The sequence below is a fragment of the Rhizobium sp. BK008 genome, assembly GCF_014197345.1.
Taxonomy (GTDB): domain Bacteria; phylum Pseudomonadota; class Alphaproteobacteria; order Rhizobiales; family Rhizobiaceae; genus Rhizobium; species Rhizobium anhuiense.
The window spans coordinates 341930-365075 of sequence record NZ_JACIFK010000003.1 but is presented as its reverse complement, the minus strand read 5'-3'; the positions used below and the strand labels follow the sequence as shown (position 1 = coordinate 365075).

The window sequence follows — 23146 nt, the reverse complement described above, 5'->3', positions numbered from 1 at the left end:
CCTTTGCGCGCCGGAACGATGCCATTTGCATGCCCTTGCGCGTTTACCCTGTGAGTGCGCGGAGCCATCGCGCCCAAGATGCGAGGCGGTGCGTCAAAGTAACAACGTCGATATTATGCGAGATTTCGGGGCCTGGTGCGCCATCATGGCGTAGGTGACGATCCTGAGACCGTCGCTCCGACATCAAAAAATTTAGGCGAATATATTTTATAGAGTGTAAACGGAGCCGACAGGGCGCCATTCTGCAGCGCTTTTCGTATATTTTCGCGGAAATTTGCGCATTCGCTGGGCATATGCCCGCATCAAGAGAATATGATAAGTTGTCCGGCAGAATTTGCACAGATCTTATGTTGTAAGATTAGACCGTAGCACTTTTCTTGCGCCCGATTCGAGCGACGATCTCGGCGAATGACCAACAATAATTACGAGTCTTTCCGGTTGTATTAGGACAGCGAGTCGATGCCGATCAGCGGAGTTCGCCGGTTGTTAAGCCCAACACTTTGAGAATTGTTAGAGGTTCTCATGGACGATGCGGCGTGGAAAGAAATGGGGCGGAGGTGGCACGCCGGGCTTCTTCCGAGTCAAAGCATGACGAGAACCCGGCAGCGAGCTGGCGGGAACTGCTCGACAGCGCCGTGCGCCTGGATTGGGAATGCCGCACTCGGACTGGGTCGGTTCCAGCCTGACCCATGCCGCCCTGTTATCGGTCGACATCGACCATTTCAAAAGCATCAACGACATCTTTTCATTCCATCGGCGATATCGTTCTGCGCCACGTTGCCGGCTTGCCGGGCGATGCCGAGGGAAGGTAGCCTGGCAATCCGCATGGGCGGCGAGGAATTCCTGCTTCTGCCTCAGCCGCGTAGCAGTGGAAGGAGCTGATCGCCCTGCCGCCTGATCTCGGAGAGATAGGGCGTGTCGGACAGCACGAAGTGGGTGATGCCGAGATCCTGGTATTTGCGCAGCGAGCGGGCGACATCCGCCGCCGAGCCGACCAGCCAGGTGGTGCCGGCACCGCCGCCGCCGAACTTGCCCGGCGCCGTATAGAGGTTGTCGTCGAGCACGTCGCCGCGCTCATGCAGCTCAAGCAGCCGCTGCTGGCCGACGGCGAGCACACGCTGGTGATCGTGCCAGCCGGTACCTTTGTTTCTCGCCATCTCGGCGACCTTCGCCTCGGCGTCGGCCCAGGCCTGTTCCGTGGTGTCGCGGACCAGCGTCGTGATCCGCAGGCCGAATTCCAGCGGCGGGAGGTCGCGGTCCAGCTCCCGGCTCAGCGCCTTGAGCCGGTCGATCCGCTCGCGGACACCATCCAACGGCTCACCCCAGAAAAGCTGGACATCGGCCTCGGCAGCGGCCACCCGCTCGGCCGCCTCCGAGGCACCGCCGAAATAGAATTTGGGGTGCCGACGGTCGCCACGAACCTCGATGCGCGGCACCACGGTGGATTCAGCGACCCGGAAGTGCTCGCCCGACGAGGTGACGTTTTCTTCCGTCCACAATCGGCGGACCAGACGCATGAACTCCCTGGTCCTGCTATAACGATGCGCCTGATCGCCCTCGCTGTCGCCGTAGGCGGCTAAGTTGTCCTTGCCCGACACAATGTTGATCCGCACCCGCCCACCTGTGAGGTGGTCCAGTGTCGCCGCCGCGGATGCGAAATTCGCCGGTCGCCAATAGCCAGGGCGGATCGCGATGAGCGGTTCGAAGGTGGTGGTCCGTGCGGCGAGCGAGGCCGCGACGGTGAACGTGTCGGGGCGGCCCCAACCGGTGCCAATGAGCGCCCCCTTCCAGCCATGCTCTTCGAGCGCCCGCGCATGGCTGGTCAGCGTATCCAGGCTGTTGTGGTTCTCGACGGCGGAATCGCCGCGATGACCGGGTCTGACGTCGTTGGGAATATACCAGAGAAATTCGGAATGATTGCTCATGCGATGCTGCAGTTCTGTCGGTGATCGGAACACGGAAACCGGGAAGCCCAGATCATACGGCGGCCTGCGCCTTTTGCTGCTGCACCTGAACTGCGAAGCCGTTCGGCGGGCGCTGGAGGCCGAGGTTCTCCCGCAGCGTCGTGCCTTCATATTCGTGCCGGAACAGGCCGCGCTTGCGCAGGATGGGCACGACCTGATCGACGAAATCGGTCAACGCCGTGGGCAGCACCGGCGGCATGATGTTGAAGGCGTCGGCGGCTCCGTTCTCGAACCATGTTTGCATCGCATCGGCGATCTGCTCGGGTGTTCCGACAACCGTCCGGTGGCCGCGAGCGGTGGCGACCGCCAGATAGAACTGGCGCAGTGTCAGATTGTTGCGCGACACCAGGTCGGAAACCAGCTTGAGGCGGCTTTTGTTGAGTTCGGTATTATCGGGCAGGGGCGGGGCGGGGTCGTCAAGCGAGTAGCCGGAAAGATCGACGCCCCTGTAGTGGCGGGCGAGGATATTCCAGGCAATGGAGGGATGAACCAGGGATTGGATAAAGTCGTAATTCGCCTGGGCTTCGGCTTCCGTGCCGCCGAGAACGGGGAATATGCCGGGACTGATCAGCAGTTCGTCCGGCCGGCGGCCGTAGCGGGCGAGCCGACCTTTGACGTCGGAGTAGAATTCCTGCGCATCCTCGAGAGTCTGGTTGGCGGTAAAGATCATCTCGGCCGTGCGGGCGGCAAGCTCGCGTCCCGGTTCGGATGCGCCGGCCTGGACGATGACAGGATAGCCCTGAACCGGACGGCCGACGTTGAGCGGACCGGCCACCGAGAAGAACTTGCCCTTGTGATCGACGAGATGCACCTTGTCGGGATCGAGATAGACGCCGCTTTCCTTGTCGCGGATGAAGGCGTCGTCTTCATAGGAATCCCACAGGCCCTTCACCAGGTCGACGAATTCCTCGGCCCGCTCATAACGATCGGCATGGGCGGGATGGCCGGCGATCGAAAAATTCTTCGAAACATCCGCGCCCGTCGTGACGACGTTCCAGGCCGCACGGCCCTTGGAGATATAGTCCAGCGACGCAAACCTGCGGGCGAGAAGATAGGGATCCTCATAGGTCGTCGATGCGGTGGCGACGAAGCCGATATGCTTGGTGACCTGCGAGAGGGCGGCCCAGAGGGTCAGGGGCTCGAAATGCGCGCCCTGGGCGGTGCGGCGAAGCGCTTCCGCGTCCTTGGCGCGGTCCCATCCCGCAGGACTATCGGCGACGAAGACGAGATCGAATTTGCCGCGCTCGGCGGTTTGGGCGAGCTCCCGGTAGTGATCGATATTGAGGCCGGCATCGGCCTGCGCCTCTGGATGGCGCCAGGCGGCGATATGATGGCCGGTCGCCATGATGAACGCGCCAAGCCGCAGTTGCCGTTTCGATGTGCTCATTGGCTTATCTCCAGTCAAATTGAGCTGCTGCTCGTTTCAGGCAGCCTTGCAGCCCGGGAGGTCGACCCCGAGCCGGCTGAGGAGGTGGGCGCGGAATTGTGCAAAGCGCGGATCGCCATGATCGCGCGGCGTCGGCAGATCGATCTTGAGATCCTCGATGAGACGGCCTTCGTCGAGGACCAGTATCCGGTCGGCCAGCGAAATCGCCTCGTCGACGTCGTGGGTGACGAGCAGCACCGCAGGACGGTGCCTTGCACACAATTCCCGCAGCAGATCGTGCATCTTCAGCCGGGTCAGCGCGTCGAGCGCGCCGAACGGCTCATCGGCGAGAAGCAGGGCCGGCTCCCGCACCAGGGAACGGGCAAGGGCGACCCTCTGCTGCTCGCCGCCCGAAAGCTGGTTCGGCCACGCCGTTTCCCGCCCTTCAAGTCCCACTTCCGCCAAAGCCTTCCTTCCGGCGTCCTGACCGGTGGTGCCGGCCAGGCCGAGCGTGACGTTTTGGATCACGCTGCGCCACGGCAGCAGGCGGGCATCCTGGAAAACCACCGAAAGGCTTTCCGGCGTCTCGAGGGTGCCGGTGCCCTCGACATCGTGATCGAGGCCGGCAAGAGCCCTCAAAAACGTGCTTTTGCCGGAGCCGCTGCGGCCTAGCAGGGCGACGAATTCGCCTTCCTCGATGTCGAGATCGACGCCGTCAAGGATGGTCTTCTTCGCAAACCGGCGTACGAGGTTTCGCACGTGGACGGCCTTGGTCGCAGGCTTCAGTTTGCCAGGGTGCGGCGCCATGAGAGGACCCTCCGTTCGAGCAGACGGACGAGACCGTCCGAAATGAGACCCAGCAGCACATAGACCACCAGGCCGACGAGAATGACGTCGGTCTGCCCGTAATTGCGGGCAAGATCGATCATGTAGCCGAGCCCGCTGGTAGCGTTGATCTGCTCGACCACGACGAGAGAGACCCAGCAGAGGGTGACGGCAAATCGCAGACCTAAGAGGAAACCCGGCAAGGCGCCCGGCAGCACCACCTGAAGGATGAAGTCCTTCGGGCTCATGCGCAGCGTCTCGGCCAGTTCGACATAACGGCTGTCGATGCTGCGGAGCGCATTATGGGTGTGGATGTAAATCGGCACGATGACGGCAAGCACGATGGTGGTGACCTTCATGCCCTCGCCGATGCCGAACCATAGGATCAGCAAGGGGATCAGGGCCAGCGTCGGGATCGCGCGTTTGATCTGGACCGGACCATCGATCAGGGCTTCGCCGATCCGGGACAGGCCGGCGACAACCGCCAGGAGCGTACCGATCAGCAATCCGATGCTCAGGCCGAGCAGGGCGCGGGTCGCCGACGTCACGAAATTGTCCTGCAGGCGGCCCTGCTCTATCAGCCTTGCGAAAGCCTCGATGACCGTCCACGGCGCCGACAGGATGCGCGGGTCGATCCATCCGAGCGCCGAGCCGACGACCCAGGTCAGGACAAGCAATGCCGGCCCGATCTGCAGCCCGAAAGGGATCGCGGGTCCGGGACCCAGCCTACGACGGGCGCGAGGGCCGGCGGAGCCAGTCGAGCCGGCCGGCCTTGCCGTTCGTGAAACTCGATGCGCAACTCTCCCGCCTGATGTCAGGGATAGTTTCGCCTCATCTGCATCCCAAGTGGTTGCCATGCTTCAGATCTCCTCTCCGAAGGGATGTCGAACGTTACTGGCTCTTGGCCAAAGCTTCGGCGCCGAGCTTTTCGAAGCGGTTGTCGAAAAGCTGTTCGACATTGAACGACTTGTAACCGAGCTCGTCCGCAAGCAGATTGATGGTTTCCTGGTGGCGCTTCTTCACTTCGCTCCAATCGCTGGGAACGATCTGTTCGCCGGTCATCTTGACCAGATATTCCCCGTCCTCCCGGCTGAGTCCCTGCTGGCCGACGTAATATTCTTTGATCCAGAGGTCCGGGTTCCGATTCACCCATTCGGTGGCGCGGGCCCACAGGCCGACATATTCGGCGAGAGCTGCCGCCTTGGCGGGATCATCCAGAACCCATTGCGGTGCATAGAGATGGCTCGGATCATCCCGCAGGCCGTGCTCCAGGAGGGTCGCGCCATCAGGTCCGTATTGGGTGATATAGCGCCTGATATAGACGGTGCCGAGCGGTGCGATGTCGACCTGCTTGCTCGCCAACGCCTTCGGGTAGACGTCGCCGGTGCTCGGCAGTTCCACCAGGGTGACGTCGCTGCTCTTCAGACCTGCCGCATGCAACGCCCGAAGGACGAGCGTGCCCTGGGCCTGGCCCGGGCTGAAAGCGATGCGTTTGCCGCGGAAATCGGCGAGCGTCTTGACGGCTGCGCCTGGTGCAATGCCGAAGCGGTAGATGGGATTGGCGATCGGGTCACGGCGTTCGCGATAGGCGATATTGCGGACGGGCAGGTTGTTCCAGTTGGCGAAGATCGAGGGGATCTCGGCCACCGATCCGACATCGAGCGCATGGGCGCGGAAAGCTTCCGAGGTCTGCGGCCCGCCGCTGATATTGGCCCATTTCACTTCAAAACTGAGCTCTTTGTCGAGGCCGGACACTTCGAGAGCTTTCTGGGTGACCGGATCGCCGATCGTCAGCACCGTGCCTGGCGGCACTTTGGCAAGCAGGGGGGCATCTGCCTGGGCCGCCGCCGGACCGTGAACGGCACTGAGACCAAGCAGACTGAACAACGCAATTTTGAATGTCTTTGCCAATGTCATCGTCGATCTTCCCGTTTCGGATTGTTGTTTGCAGGAACGATGCACGGTAAAATGGCGGATAATCTACTAAATCGGTAGACTATTTAGTTTAATAAAAGCGTCGCTGGTGGAAAATTGTCCCCAAAAGTCGAGCATCCGGAACGATCGCATCCGGCACCTTCGCAGGATGATGGGGGTGAGCAGGCGTAAAAAAAGCGCCTGGGACGGTCGTCCGCGGGCGCTTAATAGGTCTCTTCTGTTGATAAGAGCAGGCGGCGGCCGGAGTAACCGACCTTCGCCCGAACCGGCGTCGACGTCAAACTCGCCTGATGTCAGGCCGGTGCGTATTCGTTGGCCGAGAATACGTGGTGATGCACCTTGCCGGTGAAGAGTTGCAGGAGTTCGCCAGTAACTTCGCGGCTCTCGGACCGCACACCGGAAAGCAGTGCCGCCTTCACCGCATCCATATCGGGATAACGAATGGCGAGCGCCATGGCATAGATCGGGGCGCCTTCGTCTCGTTCCATTCCGTCCAGTACCCGGATTTCCTCGGCGCCCGGAAACTTCGTCCAGAGAGGGACGAGCCGCTGCCGCACGAATGCGCGGAATTCCGCTTCTCTGCCGGGATGGATTTCGCCTTCAAACAAAGCATAACGAATGATCATAGGGTCTCTTTTCCAAAACTCGCCGGAGCTGGATCGATGGTGGTGTGTTGTCGGAATATCAGGGCGTATCGGTCGATACGCCCTGACTGAAAGGCTTATTTGCCCCAGATTTTCTTGTATTGATCGCGGTAACCGTTGTCGGGATCGAAGCTGTTCTTCGGTCCGCCGTCAAACTCGACGTTTGCGCTCGTTACCACATGCAGCGGCGAGACGTAGCCCGACCAGGGAGCGCCGGCAAAGGCGCGGTTCAATTCGTCGACGAGTTGCCAGCCCTGAAGGTTGAGCGGCTCGGCGACCGTGACGGCCTGAAACTGCTTGGCGCGGATCCGCTGATAGGCGCTCTCCGAACCGTCGCCGGCGGCGACGTTCACCGGTTTTCCGTCGCCTGCAATACCGGCTGAGGCGAGCGAAGGTCCCATGAAGTCGTAGTAGAGGTCGTTGATCGCCAGGGAATGCGTCCACTTCGCGCCATATTTCTGCAGAAGCGAGGTGGTGAGCTGCGGCATGCGCTGAGAGGTTTCGGCAATCGGCGTGTCGACATATTCGAGCACCGTGCCGCCGAGATCCTCGATCTCCTTCTTCATGCGATCGGCCTTGGCGATCGCGATCGCATAGGTGGAGTCGGTGAAGATGATGACGCCGGGCTTGCCGCCGGCATCGGCAAAGGCCCAATCCGCCGCGGACTTCGACACTTCCATCGCATCGGTGGTGACGTTTGCGAAGACACCGACTTCGGGAACCGGACCGACAGCCGACGCCGCATGCCAGGAAACCATCGGAATGCCGGCAGCCTTGGCCGCTTCCATCGCCGGCTTCTGCTCGACCGCGTCGAAGCCGTTGATGATGATACCATCCGGCTTCAGCGCCATGGCCTGGCCGAAGGCGGCGGTCCGCCCGCCGATCGAACCGGCGCCGTCGAGCGCCTTCACCGTCCAGCCCAGCGCGCCTGCCGCTTCCTGAACGCCATTGACCACGCCGAGGATGCCGCCGTTCTTCATATCGGCGGCAAGAATGACGATGTTCTTTCCGGTCGCGCCCTTGGGGCCGCTCGTCGGGCCATCCCAGGCGCTTACCTTGGAAGCATACTTGTCGACCACGGCCTTGGCGTCGGCCATGGAATCGGCCAATGCCGGGATGCTCAGCATAACGGCGACGGTTGCGACCGTTGCCTGCAATAACATTCTGCGCTTCATGTTCACTCCTCCATTTTGTTTGTTGTGAAATGCCGACATGAGCCGGCATCCTCATTTGGATGCGGGTGTGATCCTCCTCACAGCTCCGCGTTTGCGCTGGGCGTAGCCTGCTATGCCGATGGCAATCAGCAGGGTGACGCCGTTGAACAGCGGTTCGACGAAGAACGACCCGCCGAATTGCTGAATTCCGGAAATTCCGACCGCCAGGATGATGACGCCGATCAAGGTGCCCCAGACGTTCACCCGTCCGGGCTTGATCGTCGTCGATCCGAGAAATGCGCCAACAAGCGCCGGCAGCAGATATTCGAGGCCGACGCTTGCCTGGCCGATCCGCAGCTTCGAGGCGAGCAGGACCCCGGTCAGGGCCGCCAGCAGCCCCGAGGTGACGAAGGCGCCGATCACGAATTTGCGGACCGGAATGCCATTGAGGGCGGCGGCCTTCGGATTGGCGCCGATGGCGTAGAGATACCGGCCGATCGGCAGGTATTCGAGCACGATCCACATGCAGATGGCGATCAGCAGCACGTAAAAGCCGGTGATCGGCAGGCCGAACAGCATGGTGCCGTTCAGCGCATAGAAACCTTCCGGCAGGACGCCGACCACCTGTCGCCCACCGGTGTGCCAGAGGGCAAGCGCGTAAAGAACCGTTCCTGTGCCGAGCGTCGCGATGAAGCTGTCGATCTTCGCGACCTCCACCAGCAGGCCGTTTATGAAGCCGGTGAAGACGCCGAGTGCGAGAACGATGAGGACTGCGACCGGCCAGGGCAGGCCGTAGGCCGTCTGCAGGCTGATGGCGAGAATGTGCCAGAGCACGATGCCATAACCGACGGTGAGATCGATGCGGCCCGACGCCATCGGGATCATCGCGGCGAGCGACAGAAGCGCAATGATTGCCTTGTCGGAGACGATCGAGCGGATATTCAACACGGTCGGGAACGTATCGGGCAGCAGGATCGAGAAGATCACGATCAGGCCGACGGTCAGGATCACCAGCCCGTAAACCGGGATCAGGCGTCCGATCTTCTGGCCTGTGGACAGGCCGGCCATTTCGCTCTTGGTCGGCTCCAACGCCGTGGATTCAATGGATTGCATGGCTGTTCTCCCGATGGCTCAAGCGGCTTCCGATGCGGATGCGGCTGTGATGACCGCCTCCGTCGTCAGGGCGCTTCCAATCAGTTCACTGACGATTTTGCCGCGCGAGAAGACCAGCGCGCGGTGGCAGATATGGGCGATTTCCTCGAAATCCGTCGACACCACGACAACCGCGAGACCGGCCTCGAGTGCCTGCGTGATCAGACGGTAGATCTCCGCACGCGCGCCGATGTCGACGCCGGCGGTCGGATCTTCGGCAATCAGCAGCTTGCGGCCGGTCGCCAGCCAGCGGCCGACGACCACCTTCTGCTGGTTGCCGCCCGACAGGGCCTCCACCGGCAAATCCGGGTCGTTCGGCCGCAGGCCGACGGAATGGCCGATCTTATGGGCAAGATCGGCTTCGCCGCGCGGCGACAGGAAGGACAAAAGCCCACGTCCGACGGCGCCCGGATTGAGATAGGTATTTTCCCGAATGGAAAGCGACAGCGCCACGGATTCCTCCGTCCGGTCACGGGCAATCAAGCCGATGCCCGACGCCATGGCCCGCAGCGGGCTCGAAAGGTCCGGGGCCTCGCCATGCAGCAGAACCGAGCCGTTGAAGGGCTCGCAACCGAACAGCGCGCGGCCGATCCTTTCCTGCCCGGCGCCACGCAATCCAGCAAGGCCCAGAAGCTCGCCCTCGCGAATTTCGAAGGATATCGGGCTCGTGCCGGCGCAAACGAGATCGCGAACCTCGACGATTGCCTTGCCGGGCCTGATCTCCGTCTTGGAAAAGAGGCTGTCGCCGCTGCGGCCGATGATCATCGTCACCAGCTCGTCGGGTGTCGTCTGGCTGACGGGCTTCTGTCCCACCATACAGCCGTCGCGCAGAACGGCGACCCGATCGGCGATGCGGAAAATCTCGTCGAGCCTGTGGGAGACGTAGATCATGCCGACGCCGCGGTCCTTCAGCGGGCGGATCGCATTGAACAGCCGATCGACTTCATCGGCGGGAAGGCTCGCCGTCGGCTCGTCGAGCACCAGAACGTCGGCTTCGACGGCAAGCGCACGGGCAATGGCGACAAGCGATTTTTCGGTGCGCGACAGCGCCGAGACCCGCGTGGTGGGATCAAAATCGCAGCCGACCAGTTTCAAGGCTTCCTTGGCACGCGCCTGCGTCCTGTTCCAATCGATCAGGCCGCGACGCATCGAGAAGCCCTGCGACAGGCCCATGTTCTCGCCGACCGTCATCCACTCGATCAGACCGAGATCCTGGTGGATGAAGGCAACCGGCTGCCGCTCGTTCGGCTTCGGAGGGCGGTGATGATAGCTCTGGCCGCGAAACAGGATGTCGCCGCTATCAGGCTTGTAGATGCCGGCAAGTGTCTTGATGAGCGTCGATTTGCCGGCGCCGTTTTCTCCCAGCAGCGCGAGGATTTCGCCCTCGCGCAGGTCGATCGAGACGTCCCGCAGCGCCTGCGTGCCGCCGAAGCTCTTGGTGATCGACTGGAACTCCAGCAGTCTCTTGGCTTCCACTGTGGCTCCTCCCAAAGCTGCAGTTGTCATTGACTGTATGTTATCGATAACATTTACGGATGGTCAAGCGGAAAGATGACGATCGCGAATTTCTCGAGGAATTGACGTCAGCCGGCCTGAAATCCGTCGAGAAGCCGCATCGTCTCGGCCGAGTCCTTCGGCCCGAGGCCGGCAGAGCAGAGCAGGCGGTGGATCTCGACCACCGCGCCGGTCATCGGCAATGGCGTCTTCGTCTTCAGCGCAAAGGCCTGAAGCGAATCCAAGTCCTTCAACATATTGTCTATCCTGCCTGTTGGCGAGAAATCCCGGGCGGCGAATTTCGCCATGAATTCCTGCAATATGCGACTATCCGCCCTGCCGCCGGCAAGGGCTGCCGGAATGGCAGCCGGATCGACGCCGCCGGCTTCAGCGAGCTTGACCGCCTCGGCGACGGCCTGGAACAGAACGGCGCAAAACAGCTGATTGATCAGCTTCGTGGTCTGCCCGGCGCCCGATGCGCCCATCAGCGTGTAATTGGCGGCAAGATGCCGCATCACCACGCGCGCCCGCTCGAAATCCTCGGGGCTGCCGCCGGCCATGATCGTCAGGCGTCCGCTCAGCGCACCCGGCACGCCGCCGGACAATGGGCAATCCACCCATGCCATGCCGGTTTCCCGGCGCAACCGCGTCGCCATGTCGGCCGTTTCGGCCGGGTCGATCGAGGACATATCGATCAGCACCTTGTCGGCATTGGCAGCCGCCGAAACACCTTTTTCGCCGAAGACGACGGCCCGGACGATATTTGCGTGATTGAGGCTGAGCACACAAAACGCCGACCGTGAGACCGCATCCTCCACGGAGCCTGCCGCATAGGCACCCTTGGCCCGCAAAGCCGCGACTTTTTCGGCGTCCAGGTCGAAGACCGAGACCTTGTGCCCGGTTTCGATCAATCGGCTGACGATTGCCGTTCCCATGATGCCGGCGCCGATGACGGCGACATCTGCCCTGTGATCATCCTGCATGCTAATCTCCTCCCTTGACGGCCATGCCGCTCAATCCCTTGCAAGCCAGCGCTACAATATCATCCAAGGCATTATCGATCGCCACCGTCACCACACCAGGCTCACCGGCTGGCGGCTCCAGCGTCTGCAACTGGCTGTCGAGGAGGGACGCCGGCATGAAATGGCCCTGACGCGCCTGCATCCGCGACAGCAGCAGATCGCGGTACCCCTCCAGGAAAACAAAGGCCAGGCGCCCGCCCGCCGCCTGCCGCAACCTGTCCCGATAGCTTCTCTTCAACGCCGAACAGGAAATCACCAATCCTTGCGATGCGTCCAGCGCGGTGCTGATTTTCGCGCCGATCCGGTCGAGCCAGGGCAGGCGGTCGTCGTCGGTCAGCGGTATGCCCTGCGCCATCTTCTCGACGTTTTGAGGCGGATGGAGCTGGTCGCCCTCTAGAAACGCCATGCCGTTTTGGGCAGCAATGCGTTCTCCGACCGAGGATTTGCCGCAGCCGCTGACGCCCATGACGACAACGGCCAGAGGCGGTGCCATTTTCTCGCGCTTCATCGTCCCGTCTCTATCAGAGGCAGGTCGTGATGCCGCCGTCGACATAAAGCGTGTGCCCGTTGATGAAGGACGAGCCGCGGCCCGAGAGGAAGACGGCAGCGCCGACCAGTTCCTCGACATTGCCCCATCGTCCGGCCGGCGTCCGCTTCTCGAGCCATGAAGAGAATTCCGGATTGTCGACGAGCGCCTGGTTGAGCGGCGTCTTGAAATAGCCCGGCGCGATCGCGTTGATCTGCAGGCCGTACTTGGCCCAGTCGGCGCACATGCCGCGGGTCAGATTGCGCACCGCGCCCTTGGTCGCCGTGTAGGGAGCAATGCCGGGGCGCGCCAGTTCGCTTTGCACGGAGGCAATGTTGATGATCTTGCCCTGGCCGCGGGCGATCATGGGTTTGGCCGCCGCCTGGCCGACGTAAAACACGCTCGAAATATTGGTGGTCAGCAGCAGCTCCCATTTGTCCGCCGGGAAGTCTTCCAGCGGCGTGCGAAACTGCATGCCGGCATTGTTGATCAGGATGTCGAGCGGCCCGATATCGGCTTCGATCGCATCTATGCCTTCTTTGGCGGCGTCCTTGCTGGTGACGTCGAAGATCGCAGCATGGGCCGACAGGCCTTGATCCTTGAGGCTCGCGACCGCGCGTTTGACGCTTTCGGGCGTGCGGCCGTTGATGATGACCTCGGCGCCATGCTGCGCCAGCCCTTCGGCCAGGGCATAACCGATCCCCTGGCTCGAGCCGGTGATCAGGGCAAGGCGTCCGGTAAGATCAAACAAGTTCTTCATCTCATAACTCCTCCGGTCTCGCCGCGGGCGACGGCTGACGCTGCCGCTGGCGGTGAAACTCACTTGACATCCCTTTTTCGAATTATATGTTATCGATAACATAATCAACTGTCAAAATGCGGGATGGAAACGGAATGCCTGAGATGGAAATCTTGATGGCCGGAGCTTATCCGGAATGGGACATGGTGGATCTGGAGGCGAACTACCGCATCCATCGCCTGTGGGAAGCAACCGACCGGCAGGAACTGATTGCAAGAGTCGGCAAGGATATCCGCGCCATAGCGACGCGCGGCGAACTCGGCGCGTCCGCAGAGCTGATGGCGCAATTGCCGAAGCTGGAGATCGTCTCCTGTTATGGCGTCGGCACCGACGCTATCGACCTGTCCTATGCCCGCGCCAACGGCATTCGCGTCACCAACACGCCTGACGTGCTGACCGAAGATGTCGCCGATATCGCCATCGGACTGCTGATTGCCACGGCAAGGCAGATCCCGCAGGCCGACGTTCTCGTCCGCTCCGGCCAGTGGGGCAGCGTCGCCATGCCGCTGGTGACGACGGTCTCCGGCAAGAAAGTCGGGGTCGCCGGCATGGGGCGGATCGGCAAGGCGATCGCCAAGCGGGCCGCCGCTTTCGGCTGTGAGATCTCCTACTTCGCCCGCAACGAGCACAAGGATGTTGCCCATGCCTACCAGCCGGACTTGGTCGCACTTGCCGATTGGGCCGATTTTCTGATCGTCATCGTCCCCGGCGGGCAGGCGACCATGAAGATCATCAACGCCGATGTGCTCAAAGCGCTCGGTCCCAACGGCATGTTGATCAATGTTTCGCGCGGAACGACCGTCGACGAAGAGGCGCTGATCGCAGCCCTTCGGGATGGCACGATCAAGGCCGCCGGCCTTGATGTCTTCCTGAACGAACCGAAGATCGACGCGCGTTTCCTGACGCTCCCAAACGTGGTGTTGCAGCCCCATCATGGCTCCGGTACCGTCGAGACGCGTAAGGCCATGGGCCAGTTGGTCAGAGACAATCTCGCCGCGCATTTTGCCGGCAACCCGCTTCCAACTCCCGTCGTGTGAGGGTCCCGATATGAAAGCCATCGTCATCCATGCCGCCAAGGATCTGAGGATCGAGGAGCGCGAGCCGGAGGTTGCGGGCGCCGGGCAGGTGGAGATCGCCATCGAAGCCGGCGGTATCTGCGGTTCCGATTTGCATTATTACAATCATGGCGGTTTCGGCACCGTGCGCCTGCGCGAACCGATGATCCTCGGCCATGAGATCGCCGGCACGGTCAAGGCGCTGGGCTCCGGCGTCGCCGACCTTGCCGTCGGAGACCGCGTTGCGGTTTCGCCGAGCCGGCCGTGCAACCATTGCCAATATTGCCTGAAGGGACAGCAGAATCACTGCCTCAACATGCGGTTTTACGGCAGTGCCATGCCGATGCCGCATATTCAGGGCGGCTTTCGCCAGCGGCTGGTGGCGGAACGTTGGCAATGCCACAAGGTCGCCGATGGCATTTCCATCCACGAGGCCGCCTTTGCCGAACCCTTTGCCGTGACGCTGCATGCGGCAAACCGCGCCGGATCGCTGCTGGGCAAACGGGTGCTCGTCACCGGATGCGGCCCCATCGGCATGCTGGCGATCGTTGCAGCCCGCGTTCTCGGCGCCCGCGAGATCGTCGCGACCGACGTGACCGACAGCGTTCTGGCGATTGCCCGCACCAGCGGCGCCGACAGAACGATCAACGTTGCCACGCATGCCGCCGACCTCGCCGCTTATAGCGCCGACAAGGGATATTTCGACGTCATGTTCGAGGCGTCAGGCAATGAACGGGCGGTGCGCGCGGGCCTGGAGACGCTCAGGCCCGGCGCCGTTCTCGTTCAGCTCGGCCTTGGCGGCGATGTCTCGATTCCGCAGAACATGATCGTTGCGAAAGAGATCGAGATGCGCGGGACATTCCGTTTTCACGAGGAATTTGCGCTCGCCGTCGAACTGATCAACGCGCGTCGCGTCGATCTGAAGCCACTACTAACAGGTGTCTTCGGAATCGACGAGGCCGTCGCCGCTTTCGAATTGGCCGGCGATCGCAGCAAGTCGATGAAAGTCCAGATCGCCTTCTGAACCTGCTGGATCATTCCTTAAATCGGAATCGATTCAGAAATAGATGTTCAAAAATTCAAACTGTTGCAACGCCGCGCATCTGAAAGACGCGCGGCGTTGTGGTGCTCAAGCTGTCGGCGTGCCGTTCCTGTCCGTGCTTTCGCGCAGGACAACCCTATAGCCGGTCAATGTGATCTCATCGCCGGTCGCCTCGCCACTTTGCAGGGCGTGCAGCAGGCGACCGGCCGCCTGGCGACCGATGCCATAACAGTCCACATTGATGGTGGTGATGCGCGGATGACAGATGGAGGAGATCTCATAATCGCCGAAACCGGCAACGGCGATGTCCCGAGGAACCTTCATTCCCCTGCGCGTGCATTCCATGATGGCGCCGAAGGCGGAGAGGTCGGAAACGCAGAGAACCACTTCCGTGTCCGGCCAGCGCTCCAGCAGGCTGACGATTGCCTGGCCACCCTGTTCCATGGTGATGGGCGGAACGCCGAAGGAAATCATCCGTCCCGGTCCGAGGCCGAGTTCTTCAACCGTCTTCTGGAAACCGCTGCGCCGCTGGCTGCCGCGCGTATCGCGCGCCGTCGTTCCGCCGATATAACCGAACTTCCGATATCCCTGGCCGGCAAGCGTCCGCACCAGCAAGGACATCGCCTCGCTGTTGGAGAAGCCGACGACCTGATTGATCGGATCTTCCGGAAGTTCCCACGTCTCGACAACGGGAATGCCGGCTTTTGCGAGCATCCGCCGTGCGCGCGCCGTGTGCGAACCACCGGTCAGGATGATGCCTTCCGGGCGGCGGCGCAGCATCGCTTCGATCAGCTCTTCTTCTTTCTCCGCCGAATAGTCGGTATAGCCGAGAAGAAGCTGAAGGCCGGTATTTTCCAGCGCATCGGTAATGCCGCGTGCGGTGTCGGAAAAATTCGAATTGTTGATCGACGGCACCAGGGCGGCGATGAAGCCGCTGCGCCGCGACGAAAGGCTGCCGGCCGACAGATCGAGCACGTAGCCGAGCGCATCGACGGCTTCCATGATGCGCTTGCGGGTCTCCTCGGAAACGCTCGCATCCTGGCGAAAGGCACGCGAAACGGTCATGGCGGAGACGCCGACATATTTGGCGACCTCCGCCATCGTCAGCTTTTGAGCCTCTCCCGGCTTGAGACGCTTGTCTTTCGGCACATCCTCGTTTGTCACTGGTCTCCGCTTTCACAAAGCTTCCGAGTTGGGCAATTCAACACAGGATAAAGTTATCGCTATCATCGCACAATCGATTTTATTGCAGTGATGCACGGTTCCGCAGTCGAAAAACCAGGATTCTCGGCGCATCGATACCTGTACGACAGCTTCAAAACACGACAATATGGTATCGATAACAATTGATGAAACGGAGGAGCATCATGTTCGGGCAAATTGACGGTACGGGGTTCGAGGTTCTCGACCCGCGTTTCGAAAGCTGCTTCGTGGGCCACGCCCGCGTCGAGCGGCTTTGGACGGGCGGGCGCTGGCTGGAGGGACCGGCCTGGTTTGCCGCCGGGCGGTATCTGGTTTTCTCGGATATCCCCAACAACCGGATGATGCGCTACGACGATACCAGCGGGCATACGTCGGTCTTCCGCGCGCCCAGCAACAACTCGAACGGCAACACGGTCGACAATCAGGGCCGGCTCATCACCTGCGAGCACCTGACGCGCCGTGTCACCCGCACCGAATTCGACGGCAGGATTAGCGTTCTGGCCGATCGAATTGCAGGCAAACGGCTGAATTCCCCGAACGACGTCGCCGTCAAATCCGATGGGACCGTCTGGTTCACCGACCCGAGCTACGGTATTCTTCACGACTACGAGGGCGACTACGGCGAGGAGGAAATCGGCGGATGCCACGTCTACCGGCATGACCCGGCAACAGGCACGACCGATCAGGTTACTTCCGATTTCGTCAAGCCGAACGGACTGGCTTTTTCCCCGGATGAGAGCGTGCTCTACGTCGCCGATACCGGGGCAACGCACCGGCCCGGCGGCCCGCGTCACATCCGGACGCTCGCAGTCTCGAATGAGGGACGACTGAGCGATCTCGGCGTTTTCGCGGAATGTACCTCAGGCCTGTTCGATGGTTTTCGCGTGGACCGGAAAGGCCGGATATGGACGAGCGCCGGCGATGGCGTCCACGCCTATGACGCGGATGGAACGTTGATCGGCAAGATCCATATTCCCGAGGGCGTCTCCAACGTCACCTTCGGCGGAGAGAAATTGAACCGTCTCTTCATCACCGCAAGCACGTCCCTTTATGCTGTCTATCTCGCTGCCAACGGGTCGAGACCGGGGTAATCACTAAGCCGAGGCCGCCCTTTTGGGACGGCCTCTCGTTTGGGACGGCATTTACGTCTTACCTCACCGCTGGCTGAGGCCGTCCGCCAGCCGGACCAGGCCGAGGAAATCCGACCTGTAGCCGAAGCTATCCGTTCCCCGCGATGCCGCGGCGAGATCGGCAATCGCCTGATAGGAATAGGAATCGAGGGCGGCGATGCGGCTCAGTTTCTGGCCGAAGGCGGCGACGGCCACGGAGAAACGGACATCCTGCGGCGCGGCATCGACGGCGGCGACCGCGTTGCTGTCATTGACAGGCGTGGTGATGAGAGCACTCTTGTCCTCGCCCGGCCTTTTGTAGCGCATCTTGACGAAGGCAAGCTCGTCTTGACGCGCGGCATCGGCGGTCTCGGCCGGCGCCTTGTCGCCATAACGCAGGTCGTCATTCATGACCGCGGGGCTTCCCTTGGGCGTAATTTCGTAAATCGCCGTGACGCTGTGGCCGGAGCCGATATCGCCGGCATCGACACGATCGTTGTTGAAATCTTCGCGGTTCAGTGCCCGCGTCTCGTAGCCGATCAAGCGGTATTCGGCGATCCTTTCCGGGTTGAATTCGACCTGGAACTTGACGTCGCTGGCGATCGGAAACAGCGTCGATCCGGCCTCTTCGACCAGCGCCTTCTGTGCCTCCGCCAAGGTGTCGATATAGGCCGCACTGCCATTGCCGTTCTGGGCCAGCGTTTGCATCAGGGAATCGTTGAGATTGCCCCGCCCGAAGCCGAGAACGGTCAGGAAGATGCCGTCCTTGCGCTTCTCTTGGATGATGCGCTTCAAGTCCTCGTCGCTCGACGGGCCGACATTGAAATCGCCGTCCGTCGCCAGCATCACCCGGTTGACGCCGTCCTTGACGAAGGCCCGTTTGGCAAGGTCATAGGCGGCCTCGATACCTTCGGCGCCGCCGGTCGAGCCGCCGGGCTCCAGTCCGTCGATCGCCGACAGGATCTTCGATTTCTCCGCCACCCGCGTCGGCGCCAGCACGGTGCCGGCATTGCCGGCATAGGTGACGATCGAGACCGTGTCGTCGGCCTTCAGCCGGTTGACCAGAAGACGGAAAGCGCTCTTGAGAAGCGGCAGCTTGTCCGGCTCGTCCATCGAGCCCGAGACGTCGATCAGGAAGACCAGATTGGCATGCGGCTTGGTTGCCGGTGCGATGTCATAGCCCTTGATCGCCACATGCATCAATTCCGTGTCGTGGTTCCACGGGGTCGGCATGACAGTCACCGTCGCCTTGAACGGCTGGTCGGCATTGTCGGGACCCGGCCAGTCATAGGGGAAATAATTGATCATCTCCTCGACGCGAACCGATTGCGGATCGGGCATCGCCCCACCCGTCAACGACCGGCGGACGAAGGAATAGGAGGCGCTGTCGACATCGGCGGAGAAGGTCGAAACCGGATCCGTCGCGACGCTCTTGATCGGATTTGCCGCGGCATTGGCAAACCGCTCGGGGCCGGGATCGCGCTGGATCTGGATAGGTCCGTCCGCCGGCGGCGCAGGCGAGGGGGCGACGGCCATCGGTTCGGCCAGCTGCTGTTGGGGGGCGATGCCGGGTGCGGCCGGCGCGGAGCGTTTGGCTGCCCCGAGGGCCGCGGCAGAACTCTCCGACTTGTTCGTAAGGGCAGCGATGTCGTCGGCATCGAATTCGGACGTCCGTCCCGCATCGGGCTTTGCGAGGATTTGAGACTCCTTGTCCTGCGGGCCTTGCGCGTCAGCGACAGATTGCTCAGTCAGGGGGCCGTTCTCGGCCGGTGCTTGCGGCGGAATCTCCGGCGTGACCGTGACGGGTTGGCCCGCAGTTGCGACCGGTTGTTTCGACGCCTCACCTCGCGACAGGTTGCCGGCGATCTCGGTCTGGTCGACGATCGGCGATCCGTTGCGGGTCAGCTCGATCGTGAGATAACCGGCAGCCGGAATGACGAGCAGCGTCGCAAGGGCTGAACCGGCGAGGAATTTCTTGTTCATGGCAGGGCTCCATATCCAGTTGATGATGGAGCTTTGACGCCAGCCTTTCGCATTTCCTTGGGGCGCCTGCGCATTATTTTCGGCGGTGTCGAAGGCCTGCATCGCTGCGGCAAGCGCACGCGCGCGCGCCTCCGGATCGGGTGCCGGCGGCGTAAGGCGGGAGAGCTTTTCCAGTTCCTTGTCCACGGTCATACCTCTTCCTTGCCGAGCACTGTTTTCAGCCTCTTACGCGCCTCGTGGACCTGCCAGGACACGGTCGCCTCCGAGCAGCCCATGACATCGGCGGCAGCAGAATGGCTGAGGCCTTCGCCATAGACGAGCAGCACCGCGTCGCATTGCCTTTCCGGCAAGGCGCGCACGGCGGCCCATAATTCGCCCGATAGCTCGTCGTCATTTCCATCAGGCGCATCCGGCTGCGGTTCGGCGGCATAAGCGCGGAATGTCTGCTCCTCTCGGGCAAGCTTGCGTCGGTGGTCGCGGGCGGCGTTCAGCGTCAGCGTATAGAGCCAGGTCCTGAAGCGACTGGCGCCGCGAAAGCTGCGGATGGCCGCGCCGAGCTTGACGCAGACCTCCTGTGCGATGTCGTCGGCATCCGTGGAACTGCCCGACCAGCGCCACGCCGTCGCGTGGACGAAATGATAATGACGCGAGACCAGTTGCCCGAAGGCCTCCCGGTCGCCGCCCTGCGCTCGTTCTATGAGCTCCGCATCCAATTCCGCACCTACCCCAAACCGACCAGCAAGATGCTATTTCGAGATTGAGACGTTTCTCGGATGGCTTTCCTTGGGTCGGCGCTGAAAAAATTATCGCAAATTTTGAAAGTCGCGACATTCATGGGTCGCGGCCAGACAGATCGGCTCCGTCACAAAGGCGCATGATGAGGATAAAGTCGGCCAGGGACATGATCTGTCATGCCCCAAATCGCGAAAGGACCTCCATGTCCGCTCAACCGCCTGCCCCCACCGAAAAGGGTATCCTGCAGTTTCTGGCGATTTGCGATTCCTTCTATCCGCCGGACGCCGTTCAAGCATCGATCGAGCAGCAGCGCCATTGGTATGATGCTCTTTGCGCGCGTTTCGACCGGCCGCTACCCCCTGAGATGATCTTTGCCGACGGCATGCTGCAGCGCATACCGATCCGGCGCTACCGTCCGCGCAAAATCAGCACGCGCACCATTCTACTCTATCTTCATGGCGGCGGCTTCGTCGTCGGTTCGCTCGAAAGCCATCATGCCATCTGCGCCGAGATCGCCGATTTCGCCGGAGCGGAACTCGTTTCCGTCGATTACCGGCTGGCGCCTGAGTATCGCTGGCCGGCACAGACGGATGACGGCTTTGCAGTGTTGAAGCATCTGCTGTCCGCCAACAGCAAGGTCGTGCTGATCGGGGACAGCGCCGGCGCCAATCTTGCCGCCGGTCTTGCATTGCGGGCGCGCGACGAGGGCCTGTCCGGTGTCGTCGGCCAGGTCCTGATCTACCCGGCGCTCGGTGGCGATCTTGCCGCAGGCTCCTATATCGAAATGGCCGCAGCCCCCGGCCTGACGACGGCGGATGTCGCCTATTACCGCGAGATCCTGCAGGCGCCGGCAGGCAATGAGATCGCCGAGCCGCTGCAGGCAGCTTCGCTTGCAGGGCTGCCGCCGGCCTTCATCACGGTCGCGCATTTCGATCCGCTTCGGGACGACGGCCGGCACTATGCCGCCCGGCTCACCGAAGAGGGCGTCGACGTCTGGTTCCGGGAGGAGCCGCAGATGGTGCATGCATGGCTGCGCGCCCGCCACATGAGCGATGGCGCCCGCGACGGCTTCCGTGCCGTCTGCGAGGCCACAAGGCGTTTTGCGCAGACCTGACGATCACATCAGGTCACGCGCGATCCGCTTTTCCGCAAAGACCTTTTCGAAGACCTGTACGTCGTCCTCGAACGCGGTGACGACGGCGCTGATGATCCACTCGGTCCGGGTGCAGGCAATATGCGCGGTCGCGACCGTGCGGACGAACCAGCCGGGGCGGCGCATGTCGCAGGTCCAGGTCGACATCCCGGTCATCGACTGGGGATTATCGGGTGAAATCGACCAGACTTCCTCCCGCAGTTGCCGGGTCGAGAGACCTGTCCCCGGGTGTTCGGTGAGCCCGGTATCCTCGTGGATGTGATACTCCGTCCGGTTGGCCGAGAGATCGCGGACGACCTGCCGCTTCGTCGCGGCCGCCGCGTGCTCGATGTATTTCGGCAGCGGATCGGGATTGGCCGGTTCCTTGATGTCGATCCTCTGATGCTCGCCGAGCATCGGCAACCCCAGACCGAGTGCCGCGATGTCGACCTCGATGCCCTCGTCACCAGGCGGCGGCAGGATCATCGGCCAATAGGCGGTGGAAAGCGAAAGGCGGATGCGATGTCCCTTGCGGAAGCGATAACCGCAGGCATCGAGCACGAGCCGGATCGACACCCTTTCGCCTGGCACCAGCGGCTTGGGATCTGCATTGCCGTCGCGGTGGGTGAGGTTGACGACGCCGAAGGCGACACGCGTCGCCGTGCCATCCGGATGGACATCGACGAGCCGGGCGCAGAGATTTCCGCCCGTCGCCCGGGAGCGCAGTGCAAGCGTCAGCACGGGCCGGCCGAGATAGTCGCAATCGCCGGCAAGCGGCATCGTATCGAAGACCAGCGAGCCGGCATCGTCCGAACGCTGATCGATCGCCATTTCGGCGTCGGGTTTCAGCGTAAAATATTCGCCGGATGCCGTCCCGGTGTCGAGCGGAGAGCGGAGATAGACGGGATGCTCGGGCGCGTGCGGGATCGGCATGCCTTCCGTCAGCTTGCCGAATTGCTCGACATAAAAACACTGCATCCGCGGCGGCGACCAGACGTCCTTGGCAACCCAGAAACCCGGATCGCTGTCACGTCGCGGGGCAGGGCGGATGGCATCGAGAATATAGGCGCGGGCCTGCGGCAGCCCGTCGATCCCGTTATCGTCGCCGCGCAGCCATTTGTTCCACCAGCCAATCGCCTCGCCGTGGAAATCCGTGCGCGGCTTCGGCCAGGCGAAATGCGGATATTTGTGCACCCACGGCCCGATCAGCGCCTTCGCTTTGCGGCCCAAACCTTCAATCGCCATCAGAGGCGTATTGCGGTAGCCGTCCGCCCAGCCGGCGATGACAAGTGCCGGAATCTCCACGCTCGAAAAATCCTCTGAGATCGAGCCGTGACGCCAGAAATCGTCGCGCCGCTGGTGGGCCAGCCACGCCTCCATGAAGAAGGGTTCGCCTGCCAGGCGTTCCAGCCACATCTGCTTCCAGCGCTCGCCGACCAGTGCCGGATCGGGCGGGCGCGACTGGTAGCCGAGCATCGTCGCCGCCCATGAGAGCTGGGCGGAGAGATGGCAACCGTTCTTGTAATGGATGTCGTCATTGTAGCGGTCGACGGTCGAGGCGATCGATATGACGGCCTTCAGCGCCGGCGGACGCAATGCCGCGACCTGCAGGCTGTTGAAGCCGCCCCAGGAGATGCCCATCATGCCGACCGCGCCGTTCGACCATGGCTGCGCGGCAATCCAGGCAATCAGCTCGCAGGCATTGGCAAGCTCGCATTCTGTATATTCGCCATCGATGACACCATCGGATTCGCCGGAGCCGCGGATATCGACGCGCACGCCAGCAATACCGGCCGCAGCAAAGACCGGGTAGGTCGACTCGTCCCTGAGGCAGGTTCCGTCCCGCTTGCGGTAGGGCAGGAATTCGAAGACGGCGGGAACGGGATCTTCGTCCGCGCCGTCCGGCATCCAGATGCGCGCGGCAAGCCGCGTCCCATCCTTCAGCATGATCCATTCATTCTCGATGGTGGTAAAGCCGCGCGAGGTCATGCTCATTCCTTGATGCA

The 23146-nt window shown here is 62.1% G+C and carries 20 protein-coding genes; 4 read left to right on the top strand and 16 right to left on the bottom strand.

The window, feature by feature from the left end:
- Nucleotides 1–854: 854 nt before the first annotated feature.
- The 12 genes from FHT69_RS16400 to FHT69_RS16345 form a co-directional block, all read right to left on the bottom strand.
- A complete protein-coding gene (locus FHT69_RS16400; protein ID WP_183905627.1) occupies nucleotides 855–1925 on the bottom strand; it encodes an LLM class flavin-dependent oxidoreductase in 1071 nt (356 codons plus the stop codon).
- Between the two features lie 52 nt (nucleotides 1926–1977).
- Nucleotides 1978–3351 (bottom strand): LLM class flavin-dependent oxidoreductase, encoded by a 1374-nt coding sequence (locus FHT69_RS16395; RefSeq protein ID WP_183905626.1) that lies wholly within the window; start codon nucleotides 3349–3351, stop codon nucleotides 1978–1980.
- Between the two features lie 36 nt (nucleotides 3352–3387).
- Nucleotides 3388–4137, bottom strand: a complete 750-nt coding sequence (locus tag FHT69_RS16390; RefSeq protein WP_183905625.1) for an ABC transporter ATP-binding protein — start codon at nucleotides 4135–4137, stop codon at nucleotides 3388–3390.
- Nucleotides 4113–5012 carry an ABC transporter permease gene (locus tag FHT69_RS16385; RefSeq protein WP_183905624.1) on the bottom strand — a complete coding sequence of 300 codons (900 nt, stop codon included), beginning with the start codon at nucleotides 5010–5012 and terminating at the stop codon, nucleotides 4113–4115. The genes FHT69_RS16390 and FHT69_RS16385 overlap by 25 nt, the downstream gene beginning before the upstream one ends.
- 34 nt (nucleotides 5013–5046) lie before the next feature.
- Entirely contained in the window at nucleotides 5047–6072 is a 1026-nt protein-coding gene (locus tag FHT69_RS16380; protein WP_183905623.1) for an ABC transporter substrate-binding protein, read from the bottom strand.
- Between the two features lie 311 nt (nucleotides 6073–6383).
- Nucleotides 6384–6716 carry a hypothetical protein gene (locus tag FHT69_RS16375; RefSeq protein ID WP_097542531.1) on the bottom strand — a complete coding sequence of 111 codons (333 nt, stop codon included), beginning with the start codon at nucleotides 6714–6716 and terminating at the stop codon, nucleotides 6384–6386.
- 95 nt (nucleotides 6717–6811) lie between these two features.
- The gene (locus FHT69_RS16370) at nucleotides 6812–7909 is read right to left on the bottom strand and encodes a substrate-binding domain-containing protein (protein WP_047612187.1); all 1098 of its coding nucleotides are present in this window, start codon (nucleotides 7907–7909) and stop codon (nucleotides 6812–6814) included.
- Nucleotides 7910–7960: 51 nt separating this feature from the next.
- Entirely contained in the window at nucleotides 7961–9001 is a 1041-nt protein-coding gene (locus FHT69_RS16365; RefSeq protein WP_028757289.1) for an ABC transporter permease, read from the bottom strand.
- A gap of 18 nt (nucleotides 9002–9019) precedes the next feature.
- On the bottom strand, nucleotides 9020–10516 hold the full coding sequence (locus tag FHT69_RS16360; RefSeq protein WP_183905622.1) for a sugar ABC transporter ATP-binding protein: 1497 nt from the start codon (nucleotides 10514–10516) through the stop codon (nucleotides 9020–9022).
- Nucleotides 10517–10623: 107 nt separating this feature from the next.
- The gene (locus FHT69_RS16355; RefSeq protein WP_183905621.1) at nucleotides 10624–11517 is read right to left on the bottom strand and encodes an NAD(P)-dependent oxidoreductase; all 894 of its coding nucleotides are present in this window, start codon (nucleotides 11515–11517) and stop codon (nucleotides 10624–10626) included.
- 1 nt (nucleotide 11518) lies between these two features.
- On the bottom strand, nucleotides 11519–12064 hold the full coding sequence (locus FHT69_RS16350; protein ID WP_183905620.1) for a gluconokinase: 546 nt from the start codon (nucleotides 12062–12064) through the stop codon (nucleotides 11519–11521).
- A 13-nt stretch (nucleotides 12065–12077) separates the two neighbouring features.
- Nucleotides 12078–12842 carry an SDR family oxidoreductase gene (locus FHT69_RS16345; protein ID WP_047612176.1) on the bottom strand — a complete coding sequence of 255 codons (765 nt, stop codon included), beginning with the start codon at nucleotides 12840–12842 and terminating at the stop codon, nucleotides 12078–12080.
- Nucleotides 12843–12976: 134 nt separating this feature from the next.
- Between FHT69_RS16345 and FHT69_RS16340 the strand changes: the two genes are divergently transcribed.
- Together FHT69_RS16340 and FHT69_RS16335 are read left to right on the top strand one after the other, a co-directional pair.
- A complete protein-coding gene (locus tag FHT69_RS16340; RefSeq protein ID WP_183905619.1) occupies nucleotides 12977–13918 on the top strand; it encodes a 2-hydroxyacid dehydrogenase in 942 nt (313 codons plus the stop codon).
- Between the two features lie 10 nt (nucleotides 13919–13928).
- Nucleotides 13929–14960 carry an L-idonate 5-dehydrogenase gene (locus FHT69_RS16335; RefSeq protein WP_097542536.1) on the top strand — a complete coding sequence of 344 codons (1032 nt, stop codon included), beginning with the start codon at nucleotides 13929–13931 and terminating at the stop codon, nucleotides 14958–14960.
- Nucleotides 14961–15065: 105 nt separating this feature from the next.
- Here the strand turns inward: FHT69_RS16335 and FHT69_RS16330 are convergent, their stop codons facing one another.
- Entirely contained in the window at nucleotides 15066–16142 is a 1077-nt protein-coding gene (locus FHT69_RS16330) for a LacI family DNA-binding transcriptional regulator (protein ID WP_097542537.1), read from the bottom strand.
- A 203-nt stretch (nucleotides 16143–16345) separates the two neighbouring features.
- Between FHT69_RS16330 and FHT69_RS16325 the strand changes: the two genes are divergently transcribed.
- Nucleotides 16346–17272: an SMP-30/gluconolactonase/LRE family protein gene (locus FHT69_RS16325; protein ID WP_097542538.1), complete on the top strand. Its 927-nt coding sequence runs from the start codon at nucleotides 16346–16348 to the stop codon at nucleotides 17270–17272.
- 63 nt (nucleotides 17273–17335) lie between these two features.
- On the opposite strand, the gene FHT69_RS16320 is transcribed toward FHT69_RS16325, so the two are convergent.
- Nucleotides 17336–19465: a VWA domain-containing protein gene (locus FHT69_RS16320; RefSeq protein WP_183905618.1), complete on the bottom strand. Its 2130-nt coding sequence runs from the start codon at nucleotides 19463–19465 to the stop codon at nucleotides 17336–17338.
- Complete coding sequence (locus tag FHT69_RS16315; protein WP_097542540.1) at nucleotides 19462–19986, bottom strand: RNA polymerase sigma factor; 525 nt, start codon at nucleotides 19984–19986, stop codon at nucleotides 19462–19464. Before FHT69_RS16315 ends, FHT69_RS16320 begins: the two co-directional genes overlap by 4 nt.
- Nucleotides 19987–20210: 224 nt before the next feature.
- On the opposite strand from FHT69_RS16315, the gene FHT69_RS16310 reads away from it, so the two are divergent.
- Nucleotides 20211–21122, top strand: coding sequence for an alpha/beta hydrolase (locus FHT69_RS16310; RefSeq protein ID WP_097542541.1), 912 nt, complete (start codon nucleotides 20211–20213; stop codon nucleotides 21120–21122).
- A gap of 3 nt (nucleotides 21123–21125) precedes the next feature.
- Here FHT69_RS16310 and FHT69_RS16305 read toward each other — a convergent pair whose 3' ends face one another.
- Nucleotides 21126–23129, bottom strand: a complete 2004-nt coding sequence (locus FHT69_RS16305) for a CocE/NonD family hydrolase (RefSeq protein WP_097542664.1) — start codon at nucleotides 23127–23129, stop codon at nucleotides 21126–21128.
- Nucleotides 23130–23146: the final 17 nt, after the last annotated feature.

Excerpts from the sequence above, each read along its gene's own strand:
- FHT69_RS16385 (WP_183905624.1), bottom strand. The coding sequence starts at position 5,012 with ATGGCAACCACTTGGGATGCAGATGAGGCGAAACTATCCCTGACATCA.
- FHT69_RS16370 (WP_047612187.1), bottom strand. The coding sequence starts at position 7,909 with ATGAAGCGCAGAATGTTATTGCAGGCAACGGTCGCAACCGTCGCCGTT.
- FHT69_RS16355 (WP_183905621.1), bottom strand. The coding sequence starts at position 11,517 with ATGCAGGATGATCACAGGGCAGATGTCGCCGTCATCGGCGCCGGCATC.
- FHT69_RS16305 (WP_097542664.1), bottom strand. The coding sequence starts at position 23,129 with ATGACCTCGCGCGGCTTTACCACCATCGAGAATGAATGGATCATGCTG.
- FHT69_RS16395 (WP_183905626.1), bottom strand. The coding sequence starts at position 3,351 with ATGAGCACATCGAAACGGCAACTGCGGCTTGGCGCGTTCATCATGGCG.
- FHT69_RS16320 (WP_183905618.1), bottom strand. The coding sequence starts at position 19,465 with ATGACCGTGGACAAGGAACTGGAAAAGCTCTCCCGCCTTACGCCGCCG.
- FHT69_RS16340 (WP_183905619.1), top strand. The coding sequence starts at position 12,977 with ATGCCTGAGATGGAAATCTTGATGGCCGGAGCTTATCCGGAATGGGAC.
- FHT69_RS16310 (WP_097542541.1), top strand. The coding sequence starts at position 20,211 with ATGTCCGCTCAACCGCCTGCCCCCACCGAAAAGGGTATCCTGCAGTTT.
- FHT69_RS16335 (WP_097542536.1), top strand. The coding sequence starts at position 13,929 with ATGAAAGCCATCGTCATCCATGCCGCCAAGGATCTGAGGATCGAGGAG.
- FHT69_RS16390 (WP_183905625.1), bottom strand. The coding sequence starts at position 4,137 with ATGGCGCCGCACCCTGGCAAACTGAAGCCTGCGACCAAGGCCGTCCAC.
- FHT69_RS16365 (WP_028757289.1), bottom strand. The coding sequence starts at position 9,001 with ATGCAATCCATTGAATCCACGGCGTTGGAGCCGACCAAGAGCGAAATG.
- FHT69_RS16350 (WP_183905620.1), bottom strand. The coding sequence starts at position 12,064 with ATGAAGCGCGAGAAAATGGCACCGCCTCTGGCCGTTGTCGTCATGGGC.
- FHT69_RS16375 (WP_097542531.1), bottom strand. The coding sequence starts at position 6,716 with ATGATCATTCGTTATGCTTTGTTTGAAGGCGAAATCCATCCCGGCAGA.
- FHT69_RS16400 (WP_183905627.1), bottom strand. The coding sequence starts at position 1,925 with ATGAGCAATCATTCCGAATTTCTCTGGTATATTCCCAACGACGTCAGA.
- FHT69_RS16380 (WP_183905623.1), bottom strand. The coding sequence starts at position 6,072 with ATGACATTGGCAAAGACATTCAAAATTGCGTTGTTCAGTCTGCTTGGT.
- FHT69_RS16345 (WP_047612176.1), bottom strand. The coding sequence starts at position 12,842 with ATGAAGAACTTGTTTGATCTTACCGGACGCCTTGCCCTGATCACCGGC.
- FHT69_RS16325 (WP_097542538.1), top strand. The coding sequence starts at position 16,346 with ATGTTCGGGCAAATTGACGGTACGGGGTTCGAGGTTCTCGACCCGCGT.